Raw genomic sequence first — 20123 nt, forward strand, 5'->3', positions numbered from 1 at the left:
TTTATAAAACCTAAGTAATGGAAGAATACATTTTAGCCCTTGACCAGGGGACAACCAGCTCGAGGGCAATTATATTTGATCATGCGGGTCAAATCAAATCACTTTCGCAAAAAGAATTTAAACAATACTTCCCAAAACCGGGCTGGGTTGAACATGATCCCAACGAAATTTGGTCGAGTCAGGCGGGTGTTGCGGCCGAAGCTACGGTTAAAGCCGGGCTTAACGGTAAAAACATAAAAGCCATTGGTATCACCAATCAACGCGAAACTACCATTGTTTGGAACCGGGAAACCGGCGAAGCCATTTACAACGCCATTGTTTGGCAGGACAGGCGCACCGCTGCTTATTGCGATAAATTAAAGCAGGACGGCCACAGCGATATGATCCGCTCAAAAACAGGGTTGGTGATAGACGCCTATTTTTCGGGCTCAAAAATAAAATGGATCCTCGATAATGTAGAAGGCGCACGCGCCCAGGCCGAGGCCGGGAAACTGGCATTTGGAACTGTTGACAGCTGGCTTGTATGGAAGTTTACCCGTGGCCACGTCCATGTAACCGATGTTACCAACGCAAGCCGCACCATGTTATTCAATATCCGCACCCAACAATGGGATGATGAATTATTGCAGCTGCTTGATATCCCCAAAAGCATGCTGCCCGAAGTAAAACAATCCAGCGAAATTTATGGCGAAACCGCTACAACCATATTTGCCAGCAAAATACCAATTGCAGGCATAGCCGGCGATCAGCATGCAGCGCTGTTTGGGCAGATGTGTATTGATAAGGCCATGGTTAAAAACACTTATGGCACAGGTTGTTTTATGCTGATGAATATTGGTAGTGAGTTTATTGAATCAAAAAACAATTTGCTAACCACCATTGCCTGGAAAATTAACGGCGAAATTCAATATGCCTTTGAAGGCAGTATATTTATTGGCGGGGCTGTGGTACAGTGGCTAAGAGACGGGCTTGGTATTATTAAAACATCGGCAGATGTTGAACGGCTGGCCATGAGTGTTAAAGATACCGGTGGTGTATTTTTTGTACCTGCATTTGCCGGCTTAGGTGCCCCCTATTGGGACCCTGAAGCAAGGGGAACTATCGTTGGCCTTACACGGGGTACAACGGCCGGCCATTTGGCCCGGGCAGCGCTGGCTTCTATAGCATACCAAACTATGGATGTATTGAATGCCATGGAAGCGGATGCAGGCATGCAAATAAAAGAGTTACGTGTGGATGGCGGCGCAACGGCAAATGATTTACTGATGCAGTTTCAGGCTGATGTTTTAAGTTGCAAGGTTATAAGGCCAAGCATTGTTGAAACAACTGCATTGGGTGCTGCATACCTTGCCGGTTTAGCAGTTGGTTTTTGGAAGGATGTAGCCGAGATACAACAGCTTTGGCAATCTGAAAAGGAATTTACGCCCGGAGACGATCTGCAGGATATTAAAACAGATATTGAAGGGTGGAAAAGGGCTATCCATGCCGCGCAGAGCTGGTCTGATGCCGGGCAGGCAGTTCAAACGATCTAAGTAAATTATTCAAACCTATAAAATCTATTATCATGTCTCCATTTATTGCCGAGTTGCTTGGCACTATGTTACTTATACTTTTGGGCGATGGCGTAGTAGCCAACGTGGTATTAAAAGATACCAAGGGAAATAACAGCGGCTGGATAGTTATTACCACGGCCTGGGGGCTGGCCGTATTTGTTGGGGTTGTAGTCGCGGGGCCATATAGCGGCGCGCATCTTAACCCGGCGGTTACCATAGCATTGGCAATAGCCGGTAAATTTCCATGGGCAAATGTTCCGCTTTATATTGCTGCACAATTTTTAGGAGCGATGATAGGCTCATTCCTGGTGTGGGCTATGTATTATGATCATTTTAAACGCACAAATGAGCCTGGTGCTATACTTGCTGTATTTTGTACCGGTCCGGCGGTTCGTAACTATGTATCAAATATTACCAGCGAAATTATTGGCGCTTTTGTACTGCTGTTTACTATATTTTATATTTCGGGAGGCGAGATCACCCCTACTAAAACGCCCGTGGGCCTCGGCTCTGTTGGCGCTATACCGGTAGCTTTATTGGTTTGGGTTATAGGTTTATCACTGGGCGGCACAACGGGTTATGCTATTAACCCCTGCCGGGATCTGGGACCACGTTTTATGCATATGATATTACCTATCAAAAATAAAGGCACCAGCGACTGGGCCTACGCATGGATACCCGTTTTTGGCCCGATAGTAGGAGCATCTATAGCCGCGGGCTTATATTTACTGGTGAAGTAAAATAATTGCCTACACTTTTTTAAATTGTTATTTGCCTGACGAAGACTAATCAAAGTTAAAAAGTGGACGTCGAGCCGAATTTATTTCGGCATCCCACAGGATATTCACGCCTGTCAGGTTTGCGACTTAAAGCGACATAAAAAAGCATTTATTTTTATGTCGCTTTTTTATGTAAAAACGACATTTAAACTTTATTTTCATCCATTGAATAATCCGTATGAAAAACCTCTTCCTTAAATCAACACGCCTTTTCTTTTTCTTAAGTTTCCTGGCTACCAATGTAAAAGCCATCCAGGCGACCGACACCGTGTTCACTTTACATATCGATTTGAGCAAAACGGCACAGACGATCGATAATTTCGGAGCTTCTGGTTGTTGGTTTTCTGAAGGGATTGGTAAGTATTGGCCCGCCGAAAAAAAAGAAACTATTGCCCGGCTGCTATTCAGCAAACAAAAAGATAAACAGGGAAACCCGGAAGGGATAGGCCTATCCGCCTGGAGGTTTAATATAGGAGCCGGCACTACCGAACAGGGCGACAGCAGCGGTATAAAGGATTTCAGAAAAAGGACAGAATGCTTTTTAAGTCCTGCCGGCAGTTATGATTGGAACAAACAGGCTGGTTACCAATTCTTCCTGAAAAAAGCGCATGACTATGGTGTTGAAACCCTGATCGCTTTTTCAAACAGCCCACCGGTTCAATTTACACGCAACGGCCTTGGATATAAAACAGAAAAGGACTATACCAGTAATTTGCGGGCAGATGCGTATGATGCCTACGCGCAATTTTTAGCACAGGTAATTAAGCATTTTGATGGCGAGGGAATCCATTTCAACTATATCAGCCCGGTTAACGAGCCGCAATGGGACTGGGCACATGCATATAAAGACGCTGACCAGGAAGGCTCTCCCTGGAAGAATGAAGATATTTATAAAGTTGTAGAAAAGCTAAACCAGGCCTTAAACAAAGAACAAATCAGCAGTAATATTTTAATTAGCGAAGCAGGCATGTTAAGCTCTTTATACTCGGGTACCGAAAATCATTCAAGTCAGATTCAACATTTTTTTGACCCCAAAAGCCCGCTATCAGTCAACAAATTCAATCATGTGCCGGCAACCATTGCAGGCCATAGCTATTTTACCGAAAACAATGATAAAGCCTTGCTTACTACCCGCAGCCGCCTGGCAGATACTGCCAGCAAATACAAGGTTAACTTTTGGCAATCTGAATACAGCATGCTGGCCGATGGTTATAAAGAAGGAGCAAAAGGCAAAATAAGCGCCATAGATTGTGCTTTATTTTTGGCTAAAGTGATACATACCGACCTGACAACAGCCAACGCAACGGCCTGGCAGTTCTGGAACTCCTATGAGCCCGGCAATGCCGATTTTGATACCCGTTACTACCTTATCGCTTTAAATCCCAAACCCGATTTTAAAGACGGGGAATTTACGGCCACCAAAAATTTATGGGCTTTAGGACATTACAGTCTATTTATCCGCCCCGGTATGCAACGGGTTGCCATCAATACTCCTGACACAACAACAGGTAAGCATGATTTACTGATCTCTGCCTGGAAAGATAAAAACAATCAATTGGTAATTGTAGGCATTAATCATGGCACCAGGAATGCCCGGATCAGGCTCGCCTTAAAGGGCGACCGCATCAAATATAAAACAATTGTAACCTATTTAACAGACGGGGAGCAAGCTGATAATATGAAAGCATCGCCAGGCAAGAAATTTTCACCTGATGTTATCCTTCCAGCCCGTTCTATCTCTACATTAGTATTAAATTAAGGCTCAGGAGATAAGAATCAAATCATAAGAGGCTGTCTAAAAATAGATTGACTGCGCGTCAATTGCGAGTTGTAAAATTTCGCGAAACACTGAGGGGAGATGACGTTTTAAAAGGTTTGTCATCCTGAGTTGTAAAATTTCGTGAAACTCTAAAGGAGAAATAACGTAACAAAAATGGCTGTCATCCTGAGCCTGTCGAAGGATAGTGGGCAAAGGCCTCTCCGCGCGAGTCTTCGACAGGCTCAGACTGACAGGCCCACACGTCTCAAAATCCAATACGTCATGGGTAGGAACGAAGGATCTATTCGCCGGCTGTACAGGGCGAAGAAGCATGGCGAACAACAGATCCTTCACTGCGTTCAGGATGACAAAAAGTTTTTTTTTGCAACAACGTCATGGGTTGGCACGAAGCAACGACGCGCAGATATGTACTTCATTAGAAGTATGAAAAAATTAATAAATCAAATTTAGACAGCCTCCAAAACACATCTTTTTATTTCTTGATTCTTGATTCTTAACTCTTGATTCTCTTCCCCCTACTCGCTCCTTAAACTTTTTACAGGGTTGGTCATTGCTGCCTTAATGGCCTGGAAGCTTACAGTTAAAAGCGTTATTATGATGATAGATGAGCCTGCAATAAAAAACACCCCCACGCCCATGTTAATACGATAAACAAAGCCTTGCAGCCATTGGTTCATTCCCCACCATGCCAGGGGGAAAGCGATAACTACGGCGATACACACCAGCTTCAGGAAATCCTGGGTTAGCATAATGGTTATACTATTTACCGATGCGCCGATTACTTTACGGATGCCTATTTCTTTTTGCCGTTTTTGTGCCGTGAATGCTACCAATCCAAACAAACCAAGGCAGGAGATAAGAATAGCGAGGAAGGAGAAATATTTAGTTAAAGTTGAAACCCTTACTTCGGTTTCATATTGTTTTTGATAAGCCTGATCTAAAAAGCTATAAGTGAACGGGAAGCCCGGATTATAAGATTCATAAAGATGCTGTATCTGCCCGATGGTTTCTTTCTGCTGCGCTCCTTTAATCCTGATCATCATTTTAAAATATGGGCTGGCTCCCTGGGCAAGCAGTATAAACGATGGCCGTACCACTTCATGTAATGATTCAAAGTGAAAATCTTTTACCACCCCGATAACCTGGAAATTACCTCCTAAAACTTTAACAATTCTACCTATAGGATTTTGAAGATGCATAGCCTTTACAGCAGTTTCGTTTAATATAACCTTAGCGCCTTCGGTTCCATAGTTTTTTGAAAAAGCCCTGCCTGTGGCCATTTTCATGGCCATGGTTTCAATAAAATTATATCCGCCAAAAAAGCCTTCAAAATAAACATCTTTATTAGCTTCTTTGCCATCCCAGCTGAGGCCAGTAGTGCCAAAGTTGCGCCCTACAATATTATGCTGGGTAAAACTCGCATTTACAACGCCGGGAATTTTCTTTAATTCGGCAGCAAATACTTCCTCTGTACCGGCAAGTTTCCCTTCCGAATCAAACCTGATCATATTATCTTTATTATAACCCGGCGTAGTATTTTGGATAAACTGAATCTGCCTGTAAACTACCAGTACTGCAACAATCAGCATCACCGAAAGTGTGAATTGAAAAACTACAAGGCCCTTACGCGCAACCAGCTCTGCAAAAGATGAGTTAAGCTTTCCTTTCAATATCGCTAAAGGGTTAAATTTTGATAAGTATAAAGCCGGGTAACTGCCCGAAACCAGGCCGGTAAACAGCGTGATGCCAATTAAGATTTTGATCAGCTGAAAATCGAAATTCAATTTAATTTCCTTCCCGGTTAACTGGTTAAACTGCGGCAGTAATAACCAGGCAATGATAATTGCGAGTATCATGGTAAATACAGCCATCAGCAATGATTCTGACAGGAATTGGATGATTAGCTGGCTCCGGGCCGCACCTACCACCTTCTTAATCCCTACCTCCTTCATCCTGCCTGATGCCTTCGCTGTTGAAAGATTCATAAAATTGATACAGGCAATCAGCAGTATAAATATGGCTATAAGCGAAAACAGCTTAATATACTCATCCCTGCCGCCTACCCTTGCCCCATGATTAAAGGTGTTACGCAAATAATTCTCTGAAAACCGCATGGCAAAAGCCCGTCTTGTGGTATCGCCGCTATTCTTTGTGACCAGGTTGGTGATTTTTTTATTGAATGCATCCACATCTGTTCCTTTTTTCAGCATCACAAAATTATGCGGACCGCCATTACTCCAGGTTTTAACCCAACCCTGCACATCGGCCAGGTAATCAAACGATAATACAAAATCAAATTGCTGGGAAGAATGTATCGGCAATTTTTCAAACACACCCGAAACAGCAAACTCCTTATCGTGCTGAAATCTAATGGATTTACCTATCGCATTATCTACCGTATTAAAAAGCTTTTTTGCAAGCTCATCAGAAATAACTATATTGTTTTTAGCGGCAAGTACTTTCCCCCGTTCGCCCTGCAGCATTTTAAACGAAAAAATATTAAAATAGTCCTTACCTACATACTGCCCTGTAGCCTTAATGTTTTTATCGCCTACGGTAAGGGTAAATTTTTGCCACCAATCTGCAGGGGCAACTGCTGCCGCATATTCAACATCCTCCGGAGCCTGAACCTTTAAAAGGTCACTAACAAGCCCCGATGATTCATCGGTAAGCGATTGGCTTCCGCCACCTATGCGGGTCTCCATCACCTGGTAAACCTGGTTATCATGTTCAAAAAACTTATCGTAGCTTAACTCATCATGCACCCATAAATAAATCAATAAAGTACAGGCCAATCCTGCAGAAAGACCCATCATATTCAGAAAAGTAAATTGCTTATCTTTTTTCAGGTTGCGAAACGCTATCTTTAAGTAGTTCTTTATCATGGCTTTAGGATTAATAATTACAGCGAACATCAACTATAATTAAAAACCATGCCTCACATGTAAACATTTGATTATTAATAAATTAACATCAAAACCACATTTATCACTGTATCAAAAACGAACAGCATCCGTTCGTTTTCGTGAATGATAAATTCAGATAAAATTTACGTTTGCGGATATTGATATTTTTTAACTTTTATCGTGCTCTTAAGGCCCTGCAATATTTATGAATTATTTTCACCGACATAATCCCCGCATTTACCGACAACTTTAAACCTTCTGCGGGGATTAACTTTCTCCGGATAGGCAATTGCCTATTTTTGAATAACAATAAAGTCAAGAGTATGAATATTTTATCAGGAACCATCACACAAAATACGGACCATAGCCTCAACACTACAGCTATTTTCGGCGAGATAAAAAGAACAGTACTTTCAAAAGATTTTAAAGGTGGCATCGTCAGAAATGTATTCGGCAATACCGAGTTGGATTTCACCCAGGCCGACCTTACAGGTGTAGCCACTCTTGATATTTCACAGGCATTTGGCCAGGTAACCATAGCCATACCTATTGACTGGCGCGTTGAAACAGAAATTACGCACATTGCTTCGGAAATGGATGATGACCGGAGCTATTTAATCCGCACAGCAAAGTCAAATAAAGTATTAGTTCTTAAAGGCCTATCCGTATTTGCAGCTGTAGAAATAGTGAATTTCCTGGAAGAATAACCTGCACTTTACTAATTATAAATAAGTAAATCGTCATTGCGAGGTACGAAGCAATCTCCAAGCTATACAGAGCGGCTCTACAAGGCCGATCTACCTGTGTAGAGATTGCTTCGTACCTCGCAATGACGATCTTTTTCTCTATTTTTATACAGTCTCTAACAATCACGCCAACATTCTAATGTAAGTCGGGTTAAAACCCCTTTTACAATTCTGCTTTCTGTAACAATTATTCTACCTGCAACCTGTTTCAGCCAAACCTCCCTCCTTTTTTATAAATTAGGTTCATGAAACACATTAACCCAAATTTCAGTAATAGCATGTGGCGGAAAACAAGGCCATTTTTATTTGGCATGATGCTTTGCAGCGGCATCGCTAATGCACAATCAACAAATCCTATTATTAATAATATCATGACCGAGGAAACCAGCAACTCGCAGCTGGAAAAACTGGCGCATGAACTTTTTGATGGTATTGGCCCCCGTTTGGTAGGCACACCACAAATGAAACAGGCCAATGATTGGGCCGTAGCCAAATATAAAAGCTGGGATATCCAGGCTCATAACGAAAAATGGGGCGAATGGCGCGGCTGGGAACGTGGAGTTTCGCATATTGATATGATCTCTCCGCGGGTAAAATCATTGGAGGGCACCCAACTGGCCTGGAGCCCGGGCATGGGCAATAAAACCGTTACTGCCGAAGTAATTATTCTTGCTGACGTAACAGACTCTGTTGCTTTTCAACAATGGCTGCCAAAAGTAAAAGGTAAATTAGTGATGATTTCCATGTGCCAGCCAACCGGCAGGCCCGATTATAACTGGACGGAATTTGCCACTAAGGAATCATTCGATAAAATGAAGGCAGCCCGCACCGCTCAAACCGATGCCTGGAAAAAACGGATCAGCAAAACCGGTTTTACCAATAAAACATTGCCTGTTGCACTTGAAAATGCGGGTGCTGTAGGTATCATTACCAATAACTGGTCGGCAGGTTTTGGGGTTGATAAAATATTTGGAGCCAACACCAAAATAGTACCTACAGTTGATATCGCGCTGGAAGATTATGGCATGCTTTATCGCCTAACCGAATCAGGCAACAGCCCAAAGATCAGCATTCATTGCGAATCAAAAGAACTGGGTGTGGTACCTACCTTTAATACCATTGCCGAAATAAAAGGAACCGAAAAACCCGATGAATATGTAATGCTTTCGGCACACTTTGACTCATGGGATGGTGGCACTGGCGCTACAGATAACGGCACAGGTACTCTTACCATGATGGAGGCTATGCGTTTACTTAAAAAATATTATCCTCACCCAAAACGCACCATATTAGTAGGCCACTGGGGCAGCGAAGAAGAAGGATTGAATGGTTCACGGGCCTTTGTAGAGGATCACCCGGAGATAGTAAAAAACCTGCAGGCGCTGTTTAACCAGGATAACGGTACCGGCCGCGTTGTTAACTTAAGCGGACAAGGCTTTGTAGAAGCAAAAGATTATTTGGGCAGATGGCTTGCTGCCGTGCCCGATACACTTAAGAACAGAATCAAAACAACTTTCCCTGGCCAGCCGGGTGGTGGTGGGTCCGACTTTGCTTCATTTGTAGCAGTAGGCGCTCCTGGTTTTTCGTTAAGCTCGCTTAACTGGTCATATGGCTCATACACCTGGCATACCAACCGCGACACCTACGACAAAGTTGTATTTGATGACCTGCGGAACAACGCCATGGTGGCAGCTATTATGGCTTATATGGCCAGCGAGGATCCGGCTAAAACAACAAACACCAAAACTGAGGGGGTTAAATGGCCGGTTCAAACGATGTCAAACCGACACGGAGGATTGGATAAGTAACACCTATTGCTTTGTATTTTTGAAAGCCTTTCAGCAAATACTGAAAGGCTTTTTGGTTTATAAATATGCTGCCCGCAATCTATATTTAAACAAAACATTTTACGCTTTTGGCGCTTAATAGTTTATAAACCAATATCAAAAATCATGAAACACGCATTCATCTTCGGGACCACCATTTTCCTGAGTACACAACGCACGCTTACAGTAAATGATGACGACAAAAACACGGAGTTTTTAAAGATTTTATCTTTTTATAATGAAAGAAAAAACAATGAAAGCCTGGTGCTTAATATCGATGCAAACATCTCAACGTTAGACGGTCGTCCTTTAAGCATTGTAAGCAATACCGTTGCCGACAGGCCAGACATCCGTTTAGTGATCACCAAATCCCGTATTAAGGTGTACCAAACAGGCCAGGAAGAACCCGTACTTGATGTTTACCAGTTTGATGAACATGAATATGCCGGTTTATCAAGCCATATACTTAATGAAATACATGCCCAGAACCCAGATAGAGTGTTAACCATTAAAGGCAATTTTAAAGTTGGCAACACACATTTCCTGATAGAGAATGAGAAAATGTTTGTGGACACCAACGGATATGCCAATGGAGTAGTGAATGCACATCATGGTATTATACTTTCGCCTGCCAATCATGATTTTAATTAGTCAATAATAAAAACGAGCCTACACAAAATTGTATAGACTCGTTTTTTTGTTTTAAGCAGTTAATCCCGTAAAATTAAAGCCGGTGATTGAACGCCTTTTGCCTTCAGCATTTAATAACCCCAGCCAAGCGGTGCATCTGCAGGTTTAATACCCCAGGCTTTGTTAGGTTTTGATCCCATTACAAATTCAAGTTTGCCTCCGTTTACTATATCATTTTGGGTAATATAGGTTTTGGTATAGGTTTTACCGTTCAGTTTTAATGATTGAATATAGCCGTTTTGTTTACCTGCGTTTTTCACATCAACGGTAAAAAATTTGCCACCTGCCACACTGATCTGTGCGTGTTTTAAAACCGGCGAACCAATGGCATAAACACCATTTGCAGGGTTAACCGGGTAAAAGCCCATCGCACTAAAAATATACCATGATGACATCTGCCCGCAATCTTCATTGCCAGAGTAGCCCGATGATGAATTATTATACAATTCGTTTAAAACTTTAGCTACATACATTTGAGTTTTCCAGGGTTGGCCTGCATAATCATATAAATAGGCTACGTGATGGCTTGGCTCGTTACCATGGGCATACTGGCCTATAAAGCCAGATGCATTACCATTAACTTCACCGGGTTTATCTTTGGTGGAGAAAAACTGATCAAGCTTTTGGGCAAAAGCACTGTTACCGCCAACAAGATTTATAAGGCCGGATACGTTTTGAGGCACATACCAAAAATATTGCCATGCATTCCCTTCGGTATAGGGGCTGCCGCCGTTACCGCCATAGGCCAACGGATCAAAAGGTTCCATCCAGTTACCATCCTTCTTTTTGGCCTGGAAAAAGCCGGTTTTGGTATTGTACAAATTCCTGTAAAATTCAGATCGTTTCATGAAGTGCTCATAATCCTCCGTTTTATTCAGCTTTTTGGCTAATTGAGCTACACACCAGTCATCATAGGCCATTTCCAGCGTTACCGATACTGATTGTGATTCCACATCTTCGGGAATATATTGGTATTTCTCCAGTGATGTAAAGGGTGATCCGGGATGGTCTGTTACCGAAGAACCTTTGATAGCTTCATAAGCTTTTTCATAGTTGAAGCCTTTTATATTCTTTAAAGCGGCATCAACAATAACCGGGATAGCATGATTACCAATCATGCAATAGTTTTCATCGCCCCATAATTGCCATATAGGCAGGTAACCATAGGTATCATACTGGCGCATCATACTATTGATAAAGCCGGCCGTTTTCTCTGGCTGGATCAAAGTATAAAGTGGGTGTGCCGCCCGGTAAGTATCCCATAACGAAAAAGTAGAGTAATGGGTTTTGTCGGGCGCGTTGGCAATGGTAAGATCGGTAGCCTGGTAATCGCCATTTACATCGGCCATATTGTTGGGCTGGGTAAAGGCATGATACATACCCGTATAAAAGATCTGTTTTTGCTCCAGCGTTCCTTCAACCTTGATCTTTTCCAGTTCATGCTCCCACTGCAGGCTGCTTTGTTTGCTGGTATTATCAAAATCCCAGTCGGGCAGTTCGGCCTTCATGTTCATCCGGGCATTCTCGGTGCTAACAGGCGAGAGGCCAACTTTTACCAACACCTGTTCCTTATCTTTAGTATTAAAGTTTAAGGCTGCTTTCAGGTTTGTTCCGTTAATGATAGTAAGATCAGTATACCTGCGGCTGCCACTTGCCAAAACACTGCTGGTAAACGGCTTTGAAAACTCGGCATGAAAGTAAACCTTACGTAATTTAGCCCAGCCACTTAAAATGCGGTAACCCTCAATGGTATGGTCATCAACAATTTTTAACTGTGCGCTAATAATTTTGCAAGCCCAATAACCCCGCTTTTTATCAAGGGTATGATCCATATCGATAATAATATGTGATTCCTCGTTTTTTGGAAAAGTATAACGGTGAAGCCCCACATGTGATGTTGAAGTAAGCTCGGCATTTATGCTATAATCTTTTAACATTACCTGGTAATATCCGGGTTTAGCTACCTCCTCTTTATGCGAAAAAGATGAGCTATAACCACTGCCTGGTTTACCGGCGCTGCCCGGCACCAAATTAATTGCACCGGTAGTAGGCATCATTAATACATCAAACAAATCTGATACGCCTGTACCACTCAAGTGGGTATGACTAAAGCCAATAATGGTTTTATCGTTGTAATCATAACCGGAAGCCGGATCATCAGGAGCCTCGCGGGTATCAGGACTTGGCTGTACAAAGCCAAAAGGAACAGTTGAACCCGGAAAGTTACTTCCCGATAAACTGTTTTTATCTACAGCTCCTGTGCCGATAAAAGGGTTAACGTATTGAACCAGGTTATCCGGGGTATTTTTTTGTGCAAATACCATCGAACTAAAACAAACAAAGCCAATGCTTAAAATTTTTTTCATTAAATTAATTAGAAAGATCAATTGATGCCGCGAATATAGCGCACACAAAATAGCTTTTATATGTATCTACATATATTTTACACAGATGGAACCATTATGTAATTAAGGTTGATCCCGCAGAAGAGCCAGAACCCTTCAGGCCCAATCCATCAATCCGTTTTTCTGAAATAGCGGCATCCAAAGGCATACATCTGCTAAAAGCACCGATGCCGATACCTTACACCTTAATGCTGTGGCCGTTATAGCATCATACAGGTTAGGTTCTGTTTGGCATATCGCGAGCAAAAAGTATTGTATTTCGGTAAGCTCTGTCATGGTTACCTTAAAGTTTTTGCGGCTCACCGCCATAAAAGTTTTTTTGGGCGATGGTAATTCATAATCCAAATCGCGGTAAACGGATGTGAAAAATTGGATCATCGAAAATTCCAGTTCCAGCAATTGCAAACAGCCGGGCGTGAATACTTTAACAACATTAAAAAAAACATTCTGGATACTTATTTCCTCATCCCTATGTACGTTGCCTTCCGTTCCGGGAGCACGCATAGCCTCCTGCCGGGCCCTTTCCAGCTTCGTTAGGGCTATAGGCAGATCCATGAAATCATCCATCTCGTCGTTGTCACCAGGCATAACCGGCGGCTTTGTTTTAGCTAAAAATGAAGGAAAAGCTTTCCCCAGGTCATATAAGGTAAATGAAGTGGATGGATGATAAAGTAAGTAGGCCTTTGCAAAACTATCAAACACCTCATCGCCCATAAATTTTTTACTGATGGCGTAATCGGCATACATGCAATCCAGCAGGCGCAGCAAATAGCCCGAGCTATACACATTTAAACGGGCATATACAGATGCCTTACCCTGGTCGGCTACCACATCTGTTTCGCTCAAACCATAAAGTTGTTTTGCACGTCCCAGTTTTTGAGGTATATAACCGGGTGTCATCACTACAGCTTTGAGCCAGTTTTGCAGTAATATGAGTTTTTGATCTTTAACCATTTGCCGCCTGCAATTGAAAATCAACCGGGTTTGACACCGGATTACTCCCCGATTTGTTAACCTCCTGAACCGGGATATTACCCTTTAATACTTCACGAGCCTTATACAACTCTATCAACAGATCGGGATAATCAGGTATTTTAGCATCCCATTCAAGCAATGTGCTTACACCGCCGGTTAGTTTTTGCGCCTGGGCGTAAAGATTCCAAACTTCGGATGGTACGGGCTGGTCATGGGTATCTATCAGCAAATCGCCGCAATCTGTTGGGCCTGCAATATGCATTTGTACAATATGCTCATGTGGCAGGCAGTTTATATAATTTGGCGCATCATAACCATGGTTTGTGGCCGATACAAAAACATTGTTTACATCAAGTAACAGGCCGCAGCCTGTTGTTGTGGCCAGAGATGACAGGAAGCCCCATTCTGAAATGGTTGATGCCTTAAACTGCAGATAGGTTGAAGGGTTTTCCAATATCAACGGTCGTTTTAAATAATCCTGGATCCGCATCACCCGATCGCTAACGTGGTTAAGACTTTCGGTAGTCATGGGCATAGGCATCAAATCGTGCGTGTTGGTATAAGCAACACCTGTCCAGCATAAATGATCCGAGATCCATGCTGGTTCAATTGCTTCGGCAAGCGCCTTAAGCTTTTCCAGGTATTTATAGTTGATAGGATCGGTACTGCCAACAGAGAGTGATACCCCATGCATTACCACGGGTACCTCTTTCCGTACATGCATCAGCACATGGCGGGCAAAGCCAAAATCATCCATAAAATTTTCGCTGATGATCTCAAACCAGTCAACCTGCGGCGGGTTGCTGAGCAGGTAGTTGAAATGTTTATTTCGTAAACCAACGCCCAGGCCCAAATTTGGGAGGCCCAGGCGCGGTAAAATATTGGTATCCATACAGGTTGTTTTATTTAGGTTGATGGAGGAAAGGCCAAACGCAAGTCGCTTGGTTTAGGCTTTTCAGGCACCGGCAGGCCTCTTTTTTCTAAAACCTTACGGTAAGCTTTCCATGCTACATCATAAACCAATTCTCCTTTATCGTAATACATGGTAGCAAGCGGCTCTGATTTAAAATCAGGTTTCGGACCAAAATCATACAGCTGCATGCGGTACACATCACTTTCTTTGGGCAGTTCGGGATACATTTGCGATGCTGAGATAGGCACGGCGCAACCACCTAAACCTCCGCAGGCGTTATCAGATGGCGCACTAAAAAACTGGTCGCTTGAATCTGCATTTACAGGAGGCGCTTTATAAAAGGTAAAAGCAGCAGATGCGCCACAGCCTGTTCCTCCGTGCGTTGACTGCACAAAGCCACATCCGCCCTCCGCTCTGCAATCGTTTGATCCCTTGCAGGTATGAAACAACTCGGAAGGAGCGCAACTATTAGGATCGCTTTTCAAAGTATCATCCAGGTTCATTCCCTGGCAGGCATGATACAAGTGTTCGTCGCGGTTTACCGGCGGATCAAGCGGAGATACTATCCCCAGTGAAAGATCGGGGGCTTTACCAAATATAGCCCAGCAAATAGACATCCTATCGCCCGAGCCACCCATCGAAGGATATGGAAAAGCTGCCCCTTTTGTTTTAAAATAAGTATTAAGCACTTTAGTAACACCGGCAATTGCGCCTGTTGAAGTACGGCTAAACAGATCAAAATTGCTTTGTTCGGCGGTATCATTCAATTTTAAGCGATTTAATGCCGCGGCTATATCGCCAGAGGCCGGTAATTTTGGATTTTGAGCCGGGTCATAGGCGGGAGTTTGCAACAATTCCGCTGTCCATGAATTTCCTTGTTGGTGCCATTGATCCCAAGTGGTTATTTCCCCATCTTTAATAAGGTCAAGCACATAGGCAAAAGTTTCAAAGTGATCCATCGCCCCATAATGATGACGGGCCTCGGCTTTGGCAGAGGGCGCATCGGCACCGGTAGCGGTAAATGACGGGTATTTATTACGCAAAACCGGGCAGCTGGGTCTAAACTGATCCTGAACCGCGGTAAGGTTTGCATGATGATCGGCTGTTTTATTTTTATTGGCTTTATCAAGAATGGCCTTTATCACGCCCCCGCCTTCGCCCTGGTCGGTAATACCGTTTATCATGTTCATTACATCCTTAAGCGCTGCTTCCGATTCAATATGCTGAATACTGGTAGCAATACCCGGATACTCGTCCAAACTCTTGCCATCATCAATCGGCTGAGGATTAAGCCTATCCGGATTGAACACCTCCTGTTGTACGGCAGGTTCTTCGCCACCAGGGTTTGCTTTGGCTTTACCTTTTGCAAAAACAATATCCCATAAGGTTACTCCATCTGCATAAGTGATAGAAATGTAGTTCCACAATTGCAGATACATATTGCCTATTGAGCCAAACCAGGGCAAATCTGTACCCGGTTTCCAATTATCAAAAGGTGCTTTTTCGCTGTACTTTTCTATTTTGTTAGGGTCAAGTACTTTTTCGGCATCGCTCTCTGTTTGCTCAATTGCCAGGAACAGGTGCATCTGCTCTATATTCATGGCACCGGTTTTCACCCTTATTTTATTATACGGGGCAATAGTATCCTTAAAATCAAGAATGTGCGGTAGTATAGTTTTGTCATCCCCATAGCATTTCCAGGCGTATGTCTTCTCATCCTGCAAAGGTTCGCAGGTAAATTTAGGATCGTAGCCAATTACCTTAGCCAGGTTTGAAATAATTTGCAGGTGTAGCATTTCGGCCACAAACACACTAAAAACAGCGTTGAATGCTTTATCATTCCCGGTTTTAGGTTTTGCAGTAGCAGCCATGCCCGGCCAAACACGACCTTCATAAAAATTATTGCCTTTGCTGTTTATCTCGTGCATACCCTGCAACGAGTATAAAGAGGTCATGTACAAAGGGATGGTAAATAGCTCCACGTTAACCGCGGCCTGCACTATGGCATGCAAGGCCTGCTCATCTACCTCTTTGAAAGAGACGGGGCGGTTTTTCAGCCGGTCGTCATGTGTAAATAATAGTGTACTTTTCATGGTTTGGGTATGTTGATTTAAATGTGATCAATGCAAAGTAGGTAATGTGCCGTTCGCTATATTTTCAAGCCCGGCTATTCCCGGTAAAAACAAATACAGGCTGCCATCGGTACGGATAAAGCGTTCAATGCCGGTTATTCGTTTATAAGGCTGGTCTGTTGCTCCATCGGGCAGATAGTCAAACTCATTAAATTGCGGTATTGTGCTTTTTGGCGGACCAAAAAGCGGATCGAACCCACTCAAATTCGGACTATTATCAGCACCCGGCCTAAAGTTGTTCATGTTGATCCATGATTGCATAATAAACAGGAACTGCTCGGTTAAATTGGCGCATATAAATAAGCCAACCAATCCCCGCTGTATCCCCGCGGGTTCTTTTTCGGTATACTCAGGTCCGTAGGGGCCTGCCCTGCGCATAATCCGTTTGGCCTGCGCGTTGGCTGCTGTACCATCGGGATTAGTATTCCCTTTTACTTTTCCATCATCGCGCGGGTTGGTTCGGCGAATGTGGGAGGCATAAGGACAAAGTTGTGCCAGATCATCATTTTGACGTATACCTTGCTGATTTTCTGTGGGATTGATGTAATTAAAATTAGTAAAGTCAAAATCCTTTAAGTTTGGATCCGGCTTTTCGGGCGATATAACTAACGGCGTACCATCAAACCAGCGCCCGCACATTTTAGCGGCCACCAGATCGGGGCTTGCGCCATTTTTGGGATTATTGATAAACTTATTGAATGCCTTTACATCCTGGTAAAGCAACCGGAACGCGGCAAAGGTTCCATTTTGCAGTAAGGGATGTGAATTATAGGTTGGCCCGCTGGGGCTTCTTGGGCTGATAACAAAATGATAAGGCGGTACAATGGGTCTGTCATCAACAGTGCTTTTGCCCAACAGCAAACGTCCCTGGGTTGTATTCCATGGCACCTTACTTAATCTTGGCTGCGAAAAGCTATCCTTATACCCAAAGTGAATAAAATCATCCCCTTGCGGCAATGGTTCAGAATCCTTCATAAAAACCGGCATCATTGATGGGCCATTGGCACTTGCGGGAATCATGCCAAGCAAGGTTTGATAGTGCAATTCAAGACTATCATGATCATGTGCAAAAAGGCTTACCTGCACATCCAGATCAGAACCATCTTTAGCCGGATTAGTGGGTGACTGCCAACCGTCGGAACGTTTCCACCATAAAGCGGGAGCGCTATCGTCGGTATCACCAACCAGGTCAGCGTTGTCCGGGTATGCCGCGCCATTTTTAAAAAGCTGAAAAAGCTCATAGCTTTTATTAGCTACCGCTTTATACTGAGTTTCGGTGATAAATTTTTTAAGACCAAAAACGGTAAAACCCACATTTAAACAATAAGCAGGTTTCTGTCCATTTTGCCAGGGTGTTGCGGTGGTTACAGTGAGCGGCTCATTACTGCCGGGAAGTATTTTCTTGCAAAATCCGCGTGCTCCCTCAACGTCTTTTATGGTAAAAATAATGTAACGTACGTACGGCAAATTATATCCGCGTAATATTAAACCTTGTATATCGCTAAGCTGTGGAACAGGCTCGGCGTTGGTGTCATTAAAATTGTTATTCATGGGTTCGGCTTTTAAATAAGCCCCGCATTTGGGCGGGGCTTACAATTATTAACAACTTGGTTTTACCGATGGATCAAAAGTAATTGGCGCCGCAGGCGAAGGCCACAGGCTTTGCGCATCCGGATACTTTTGTAGTATTCTGCCCACTGTTAAACCAGGGAAGGTTGAACCTAATACATATTTTTGGTTTGGCGCAGAAGAAATTGCCGCCGGTATAGTTGGATCGGCAAAGTTATACCGCATTAATAAGCAGTTAAACGCGCCCGGATTTGACTGAACACCACCATTAGCCAAAATATAAACTGCCGAGGTGGGATCTTCAGGATCAATAAGGCCGGTTTCATCCATACCTGCCAACACTGCGTTAAGGCCAAATGCTATTATAGGATGTTCAACAAATGAACTAATGTATGGTGCAAAATCAGCATCATAAATAGATTGTACCACAAATAAGCCCCTGTCATCCAGCGCCTGGAAACTTGGGATAGGAAGCCCTGCATTTTTACCTGCAGCTAAGTGATAAAACATAAAAAAGTGTACCCCTGTAGATGCTCTGATATCATTATTAGGCAATACAGCTTGTTTAAGAGATGTTAACGCCTCGTTTACACTATCTGCCGATCCTTTTTTTACCGGAATGAACAGGAAAAGCATGTGCTGTTGTTCTGAAGGGGTTAGTTCTGTAATAGGAGAAGTCATGATTATTTTGTTTAGGTTTATTTTACACCTACTCTTTTAAGGCTTTTCGGTATCCGCCTGTTGTATAAAATTGCTATATGTTAGGCCAAAGCTTATCCCTTTAGCCATTTTTTAGATGCTATTAATTTACACTCAAATATCCCGCTGACTTATTTTTCCTCTATAATAACTTACTTTCAGTTACATTTCCAAACCTGTAACTTATACTAACTTCATGCGTGGTAATATTTACCCCACCCAAATTATTGGATGATGTGCCAAACTGGTAACTATACCCTACCCTGAAAGCTTTGCCTATTACAGATAGCATAGCCGCCGCTTTTTTATCTGTGCGATAATTTAGCCCCAGCCCCAGCTGCTCCTTCAGATATAATGTACCTGACATATTTGCAACAACAGGAGATCCATTTACATAGGAAATCAAGGTAGCCGGTTTAAACTTTACATCATCACTTACATCGGCCAGGTACGCGCCGGTAAAGTAATAATGCGTGCGCAGATAATTGGCTTGCTGCTCAGAAGCGTTGCCCAGGCTACGGATAGTAAACTCAGGTACCGAAAGACCGAGATAGTAATTGGGGCTATATAGCATCACTCCAAAACCAATATTGGGTTTTGTTTCGCGCACATCATTCATAAACTGCGGATCTGAGGCATCCAGCTGAGAATAATTACCAACATAGTTACGAACCCCCAGGTTTAATGCAACTGCAAGGTAATTGGTTTCGGTTAGTTGTATCCCTTTAGCAAAAAATGCGTTAAATTCTATTTGATGTTCAACAGCCGCCTGGTCATTAAGTACATAAATTCCTGCTGCCCCATTAATTGATTCAATAGGAAAATTCGCGTTCAGCATCACACTGCTCGGAGCGCCGTCTATCCCAATAAACTGCTTGCGTCCCAGCACACTTACCGAGCCGGCTTTATCAAGCATTGAATAAGCAGGGTTTACCGCTGTAAGATTATCGGCATATTGGCTGTAACTATAAATCTGTTGCTGTGCAGAAACCTTGAAGCTGATTGATACCAGCAAAAAACTTAGAGCTATAATTGTTTTTTTGGTGAACATGAGTATTAATTGTGATGGCGCGTTTTATCAGGTATTTGTATTTTAAAGCTTTGGTACCTGGTTTCTACATGTAAATTCCGGCATCGTAAAACTTACGTA

General features: G+C 43.1%; 14 protein-coding genes. 6 read left to right on the plus strand and 8 right to left on the minus strand.

The features are described 5' to 3' along the window. The first annotated feature begins 17 nt into the window (after positions 1-17). The 3 genes from glpK (at position 18) to Q0R88_RS19230 (ending at position 4091) form a co-directional block, all read left to right on the plus strand. Positions 18-1532, plus strand: a complete 1515-nt coding sequence (glpK, locus tag Q0R88_RS19220; protein ID WP_295719265.1) for a glycerol kinase GlpK — start codon at positions 18-20, stop codon at positions 1530-1532. Between the two features lie 32 nt (positions 1533-1564). Continuing rightward, the gene (locus tag Q0R88_RS19225) at positions 1565-2293 is read left to right on the plus strand and encodes an MIP/aquaporin family protein (RefSeq protein WP_295719268.1); all 729 of its coding nucleotides are present in this window, start codon (positions 1565-1567) and stop codon (positions 2291-2293) included. A 217-nt stretch (positions 2294-2510) separates the two neighbouring features. After that, positions 2511-4091, plus strand: a complete 1581-nt coding sequence (locus tag Q0R88_RS19230) for a glycoside hydrolase (RefSeq protein WP_295719270.1) — start codon at positions 2511-2513, stop codon at positions 4089-4091. A gap of 536 nt (positions 4092-4627) precedes the next feature. Here the strand turns inward: Q0R88_RS19230 and Q0R88_RS19235 are convergent. Beyond that, positions 4628-6997, minus strand: coding sequence for an ABC transporter permease (locus tag Q0R88_RS19235; RefSeq protein WP_295719273.1), 2370 nt, complete (start codon positions 6995-6997; stop codon positions 4628-4630). 344 nt (positions 6998-7341) lie between these two features. Here Q0R88_RS19235 and Q0R88_RS19240 point away from each other — a divergent pair, with 344 nt between their 5' ends. From Q0R88_RS19240 to Q0R88_RS19250, 3 genes are all read left to right on the plus strand, one after another. Continuing rightward, the gene (locus tag Q0R88_RS19240) at positions 7342-7725 is read left to right on the plus strand and encodes a LiaF domain-containing protein (RefSeq protein ID WP_295719275.1); all 384 of its coding nucleotides are present in this window, start codon (positions 7342-7344) and stop codon (positions 7723-7725) included. Positions 7726-8009: 284 nt separating this feature from the next. After that, positions 8010-9572: a M20/M25/M40 family metallo-hydrolase gene (locus tag Q0R88_RS19245; RefSeq protein WP_295719277.1), complete on the plus strand. Its 1563-nt coding sequence runs from the start codon at positions 8010-8012 to the stop codon at positions 9570-9572. Positions 9573-9716: 144 nt separating this feature from the next. Then, the gene (locus tag Q0R88_RS19250) at positions 9717-10241 is read left to right on the plus strand and encodes a hypothetical protein (protein ID WP_295719280.1); all 525 of its coding nucleotides are present in this window, start codon (positions 9717-9719) and stop codon (positions 10239-10241) included. A gap of 110 nt (positions 10242-10351) precedes the next feature. Here the strand turns inward: Q0R88_RS19250 and Q0R88_RS19255 are convergent, their stop codons facing one another. From Q0R88_RS19255 to Q0R88_RS19285, 7 genes are all read right to left on the minus strand, one after another. Beyond that, positions 10352-12646 (minus strand): GH92 family glycosyl hydrolase, encoded by a 2295-nt coding sequence (locus tag Q0R88_RS19255; protein ID WP_295719283.1) that lies wholly within the window; start codon positions 12644-12646, stop codon positions 10352-10354. 135 nt (positions 12647-12781) lie between these two features. Further along, on the minus strand, positions 12782-13639 hold the full coding sequence (locus tag Q0R88_RS19260) for a DNA-binding domain-containing protein (protein WP_295719286.1): 858 nt from the start codon (positions 13637-13639) through the stop codon (positions 12782-12784). Further along, on the minus strand, positions 13632-14552 hold the full coding sequence (locus tag Q0R88_RS19265) for a DUF692 domain-containing protein (protein WP_295719289.1): 921 nt from the start codon (positions 14550-14552) through the stop codon (positions 13632-13634). Before Q0R88_RS19265 ends, Q0R88_RS19260 begins: the two co-directional genes overlap by 8 nt. Before the next feature lie 14 nt (positions 14553-14566). Beyond that, positions 14567-16666, minus strand: a complete 2100-nt coding sequence (locus tag Q0R88_RS19270; RefSeq protein WP_295719291.1) for a ferritin-like domain-containing protein — start codon at positions 16664-16666, stop codon at positions 14567-14569. Positions 16667-16693: 27 nt separating this feature from the next. Beyond that, positions 16694-18256 carry a hypothetical protein gene (locus tag Q0R88_RS19275; protein WP_295719293.1) on the minus strand — a complete coding sequence of 521 codons (1563 nt, stop codon included), beginning with the start codon at positions 18254-18256 and terminating at the stop codon, positions 16694-16696. Positions 18257-18304: 48 nt separating this feature from the next. Beyond that, a complete protein-coding gene (locus Q0R88_RS19280) occupies positions 18305-18955 on the minus strand; it encodes a hypothetical protein (RefSeq protein WP_295719294.1) in 651 nt (216 codons plus the stop codon). 160 nt (positions 18956-19115) lie between these two features. Next, positions 19116-20024 carry a PorP/SprF family type IX secretion system membrane protein gene (locus Q0R88_RS19285; RefSeq protein ID WP_295719296.1) on the minus strand — a complete coding sequence of 303 codons (909 nt, stop codon included), beginning with the start codon at positions 20022-20024 and terminating at the stop codon, positions 19116-19118. Positions 20025-20123 lie beyond the last annotated feature (99 nt).

The organism is Mucilaginibacter sp. (assembly GCF_025362475.1).
Lineage (GTDB): Bacteria > Bacteroidota > Bacteroidia > Sphingobacteriales > Sphingobacteriaceae > Mucilaginibacter.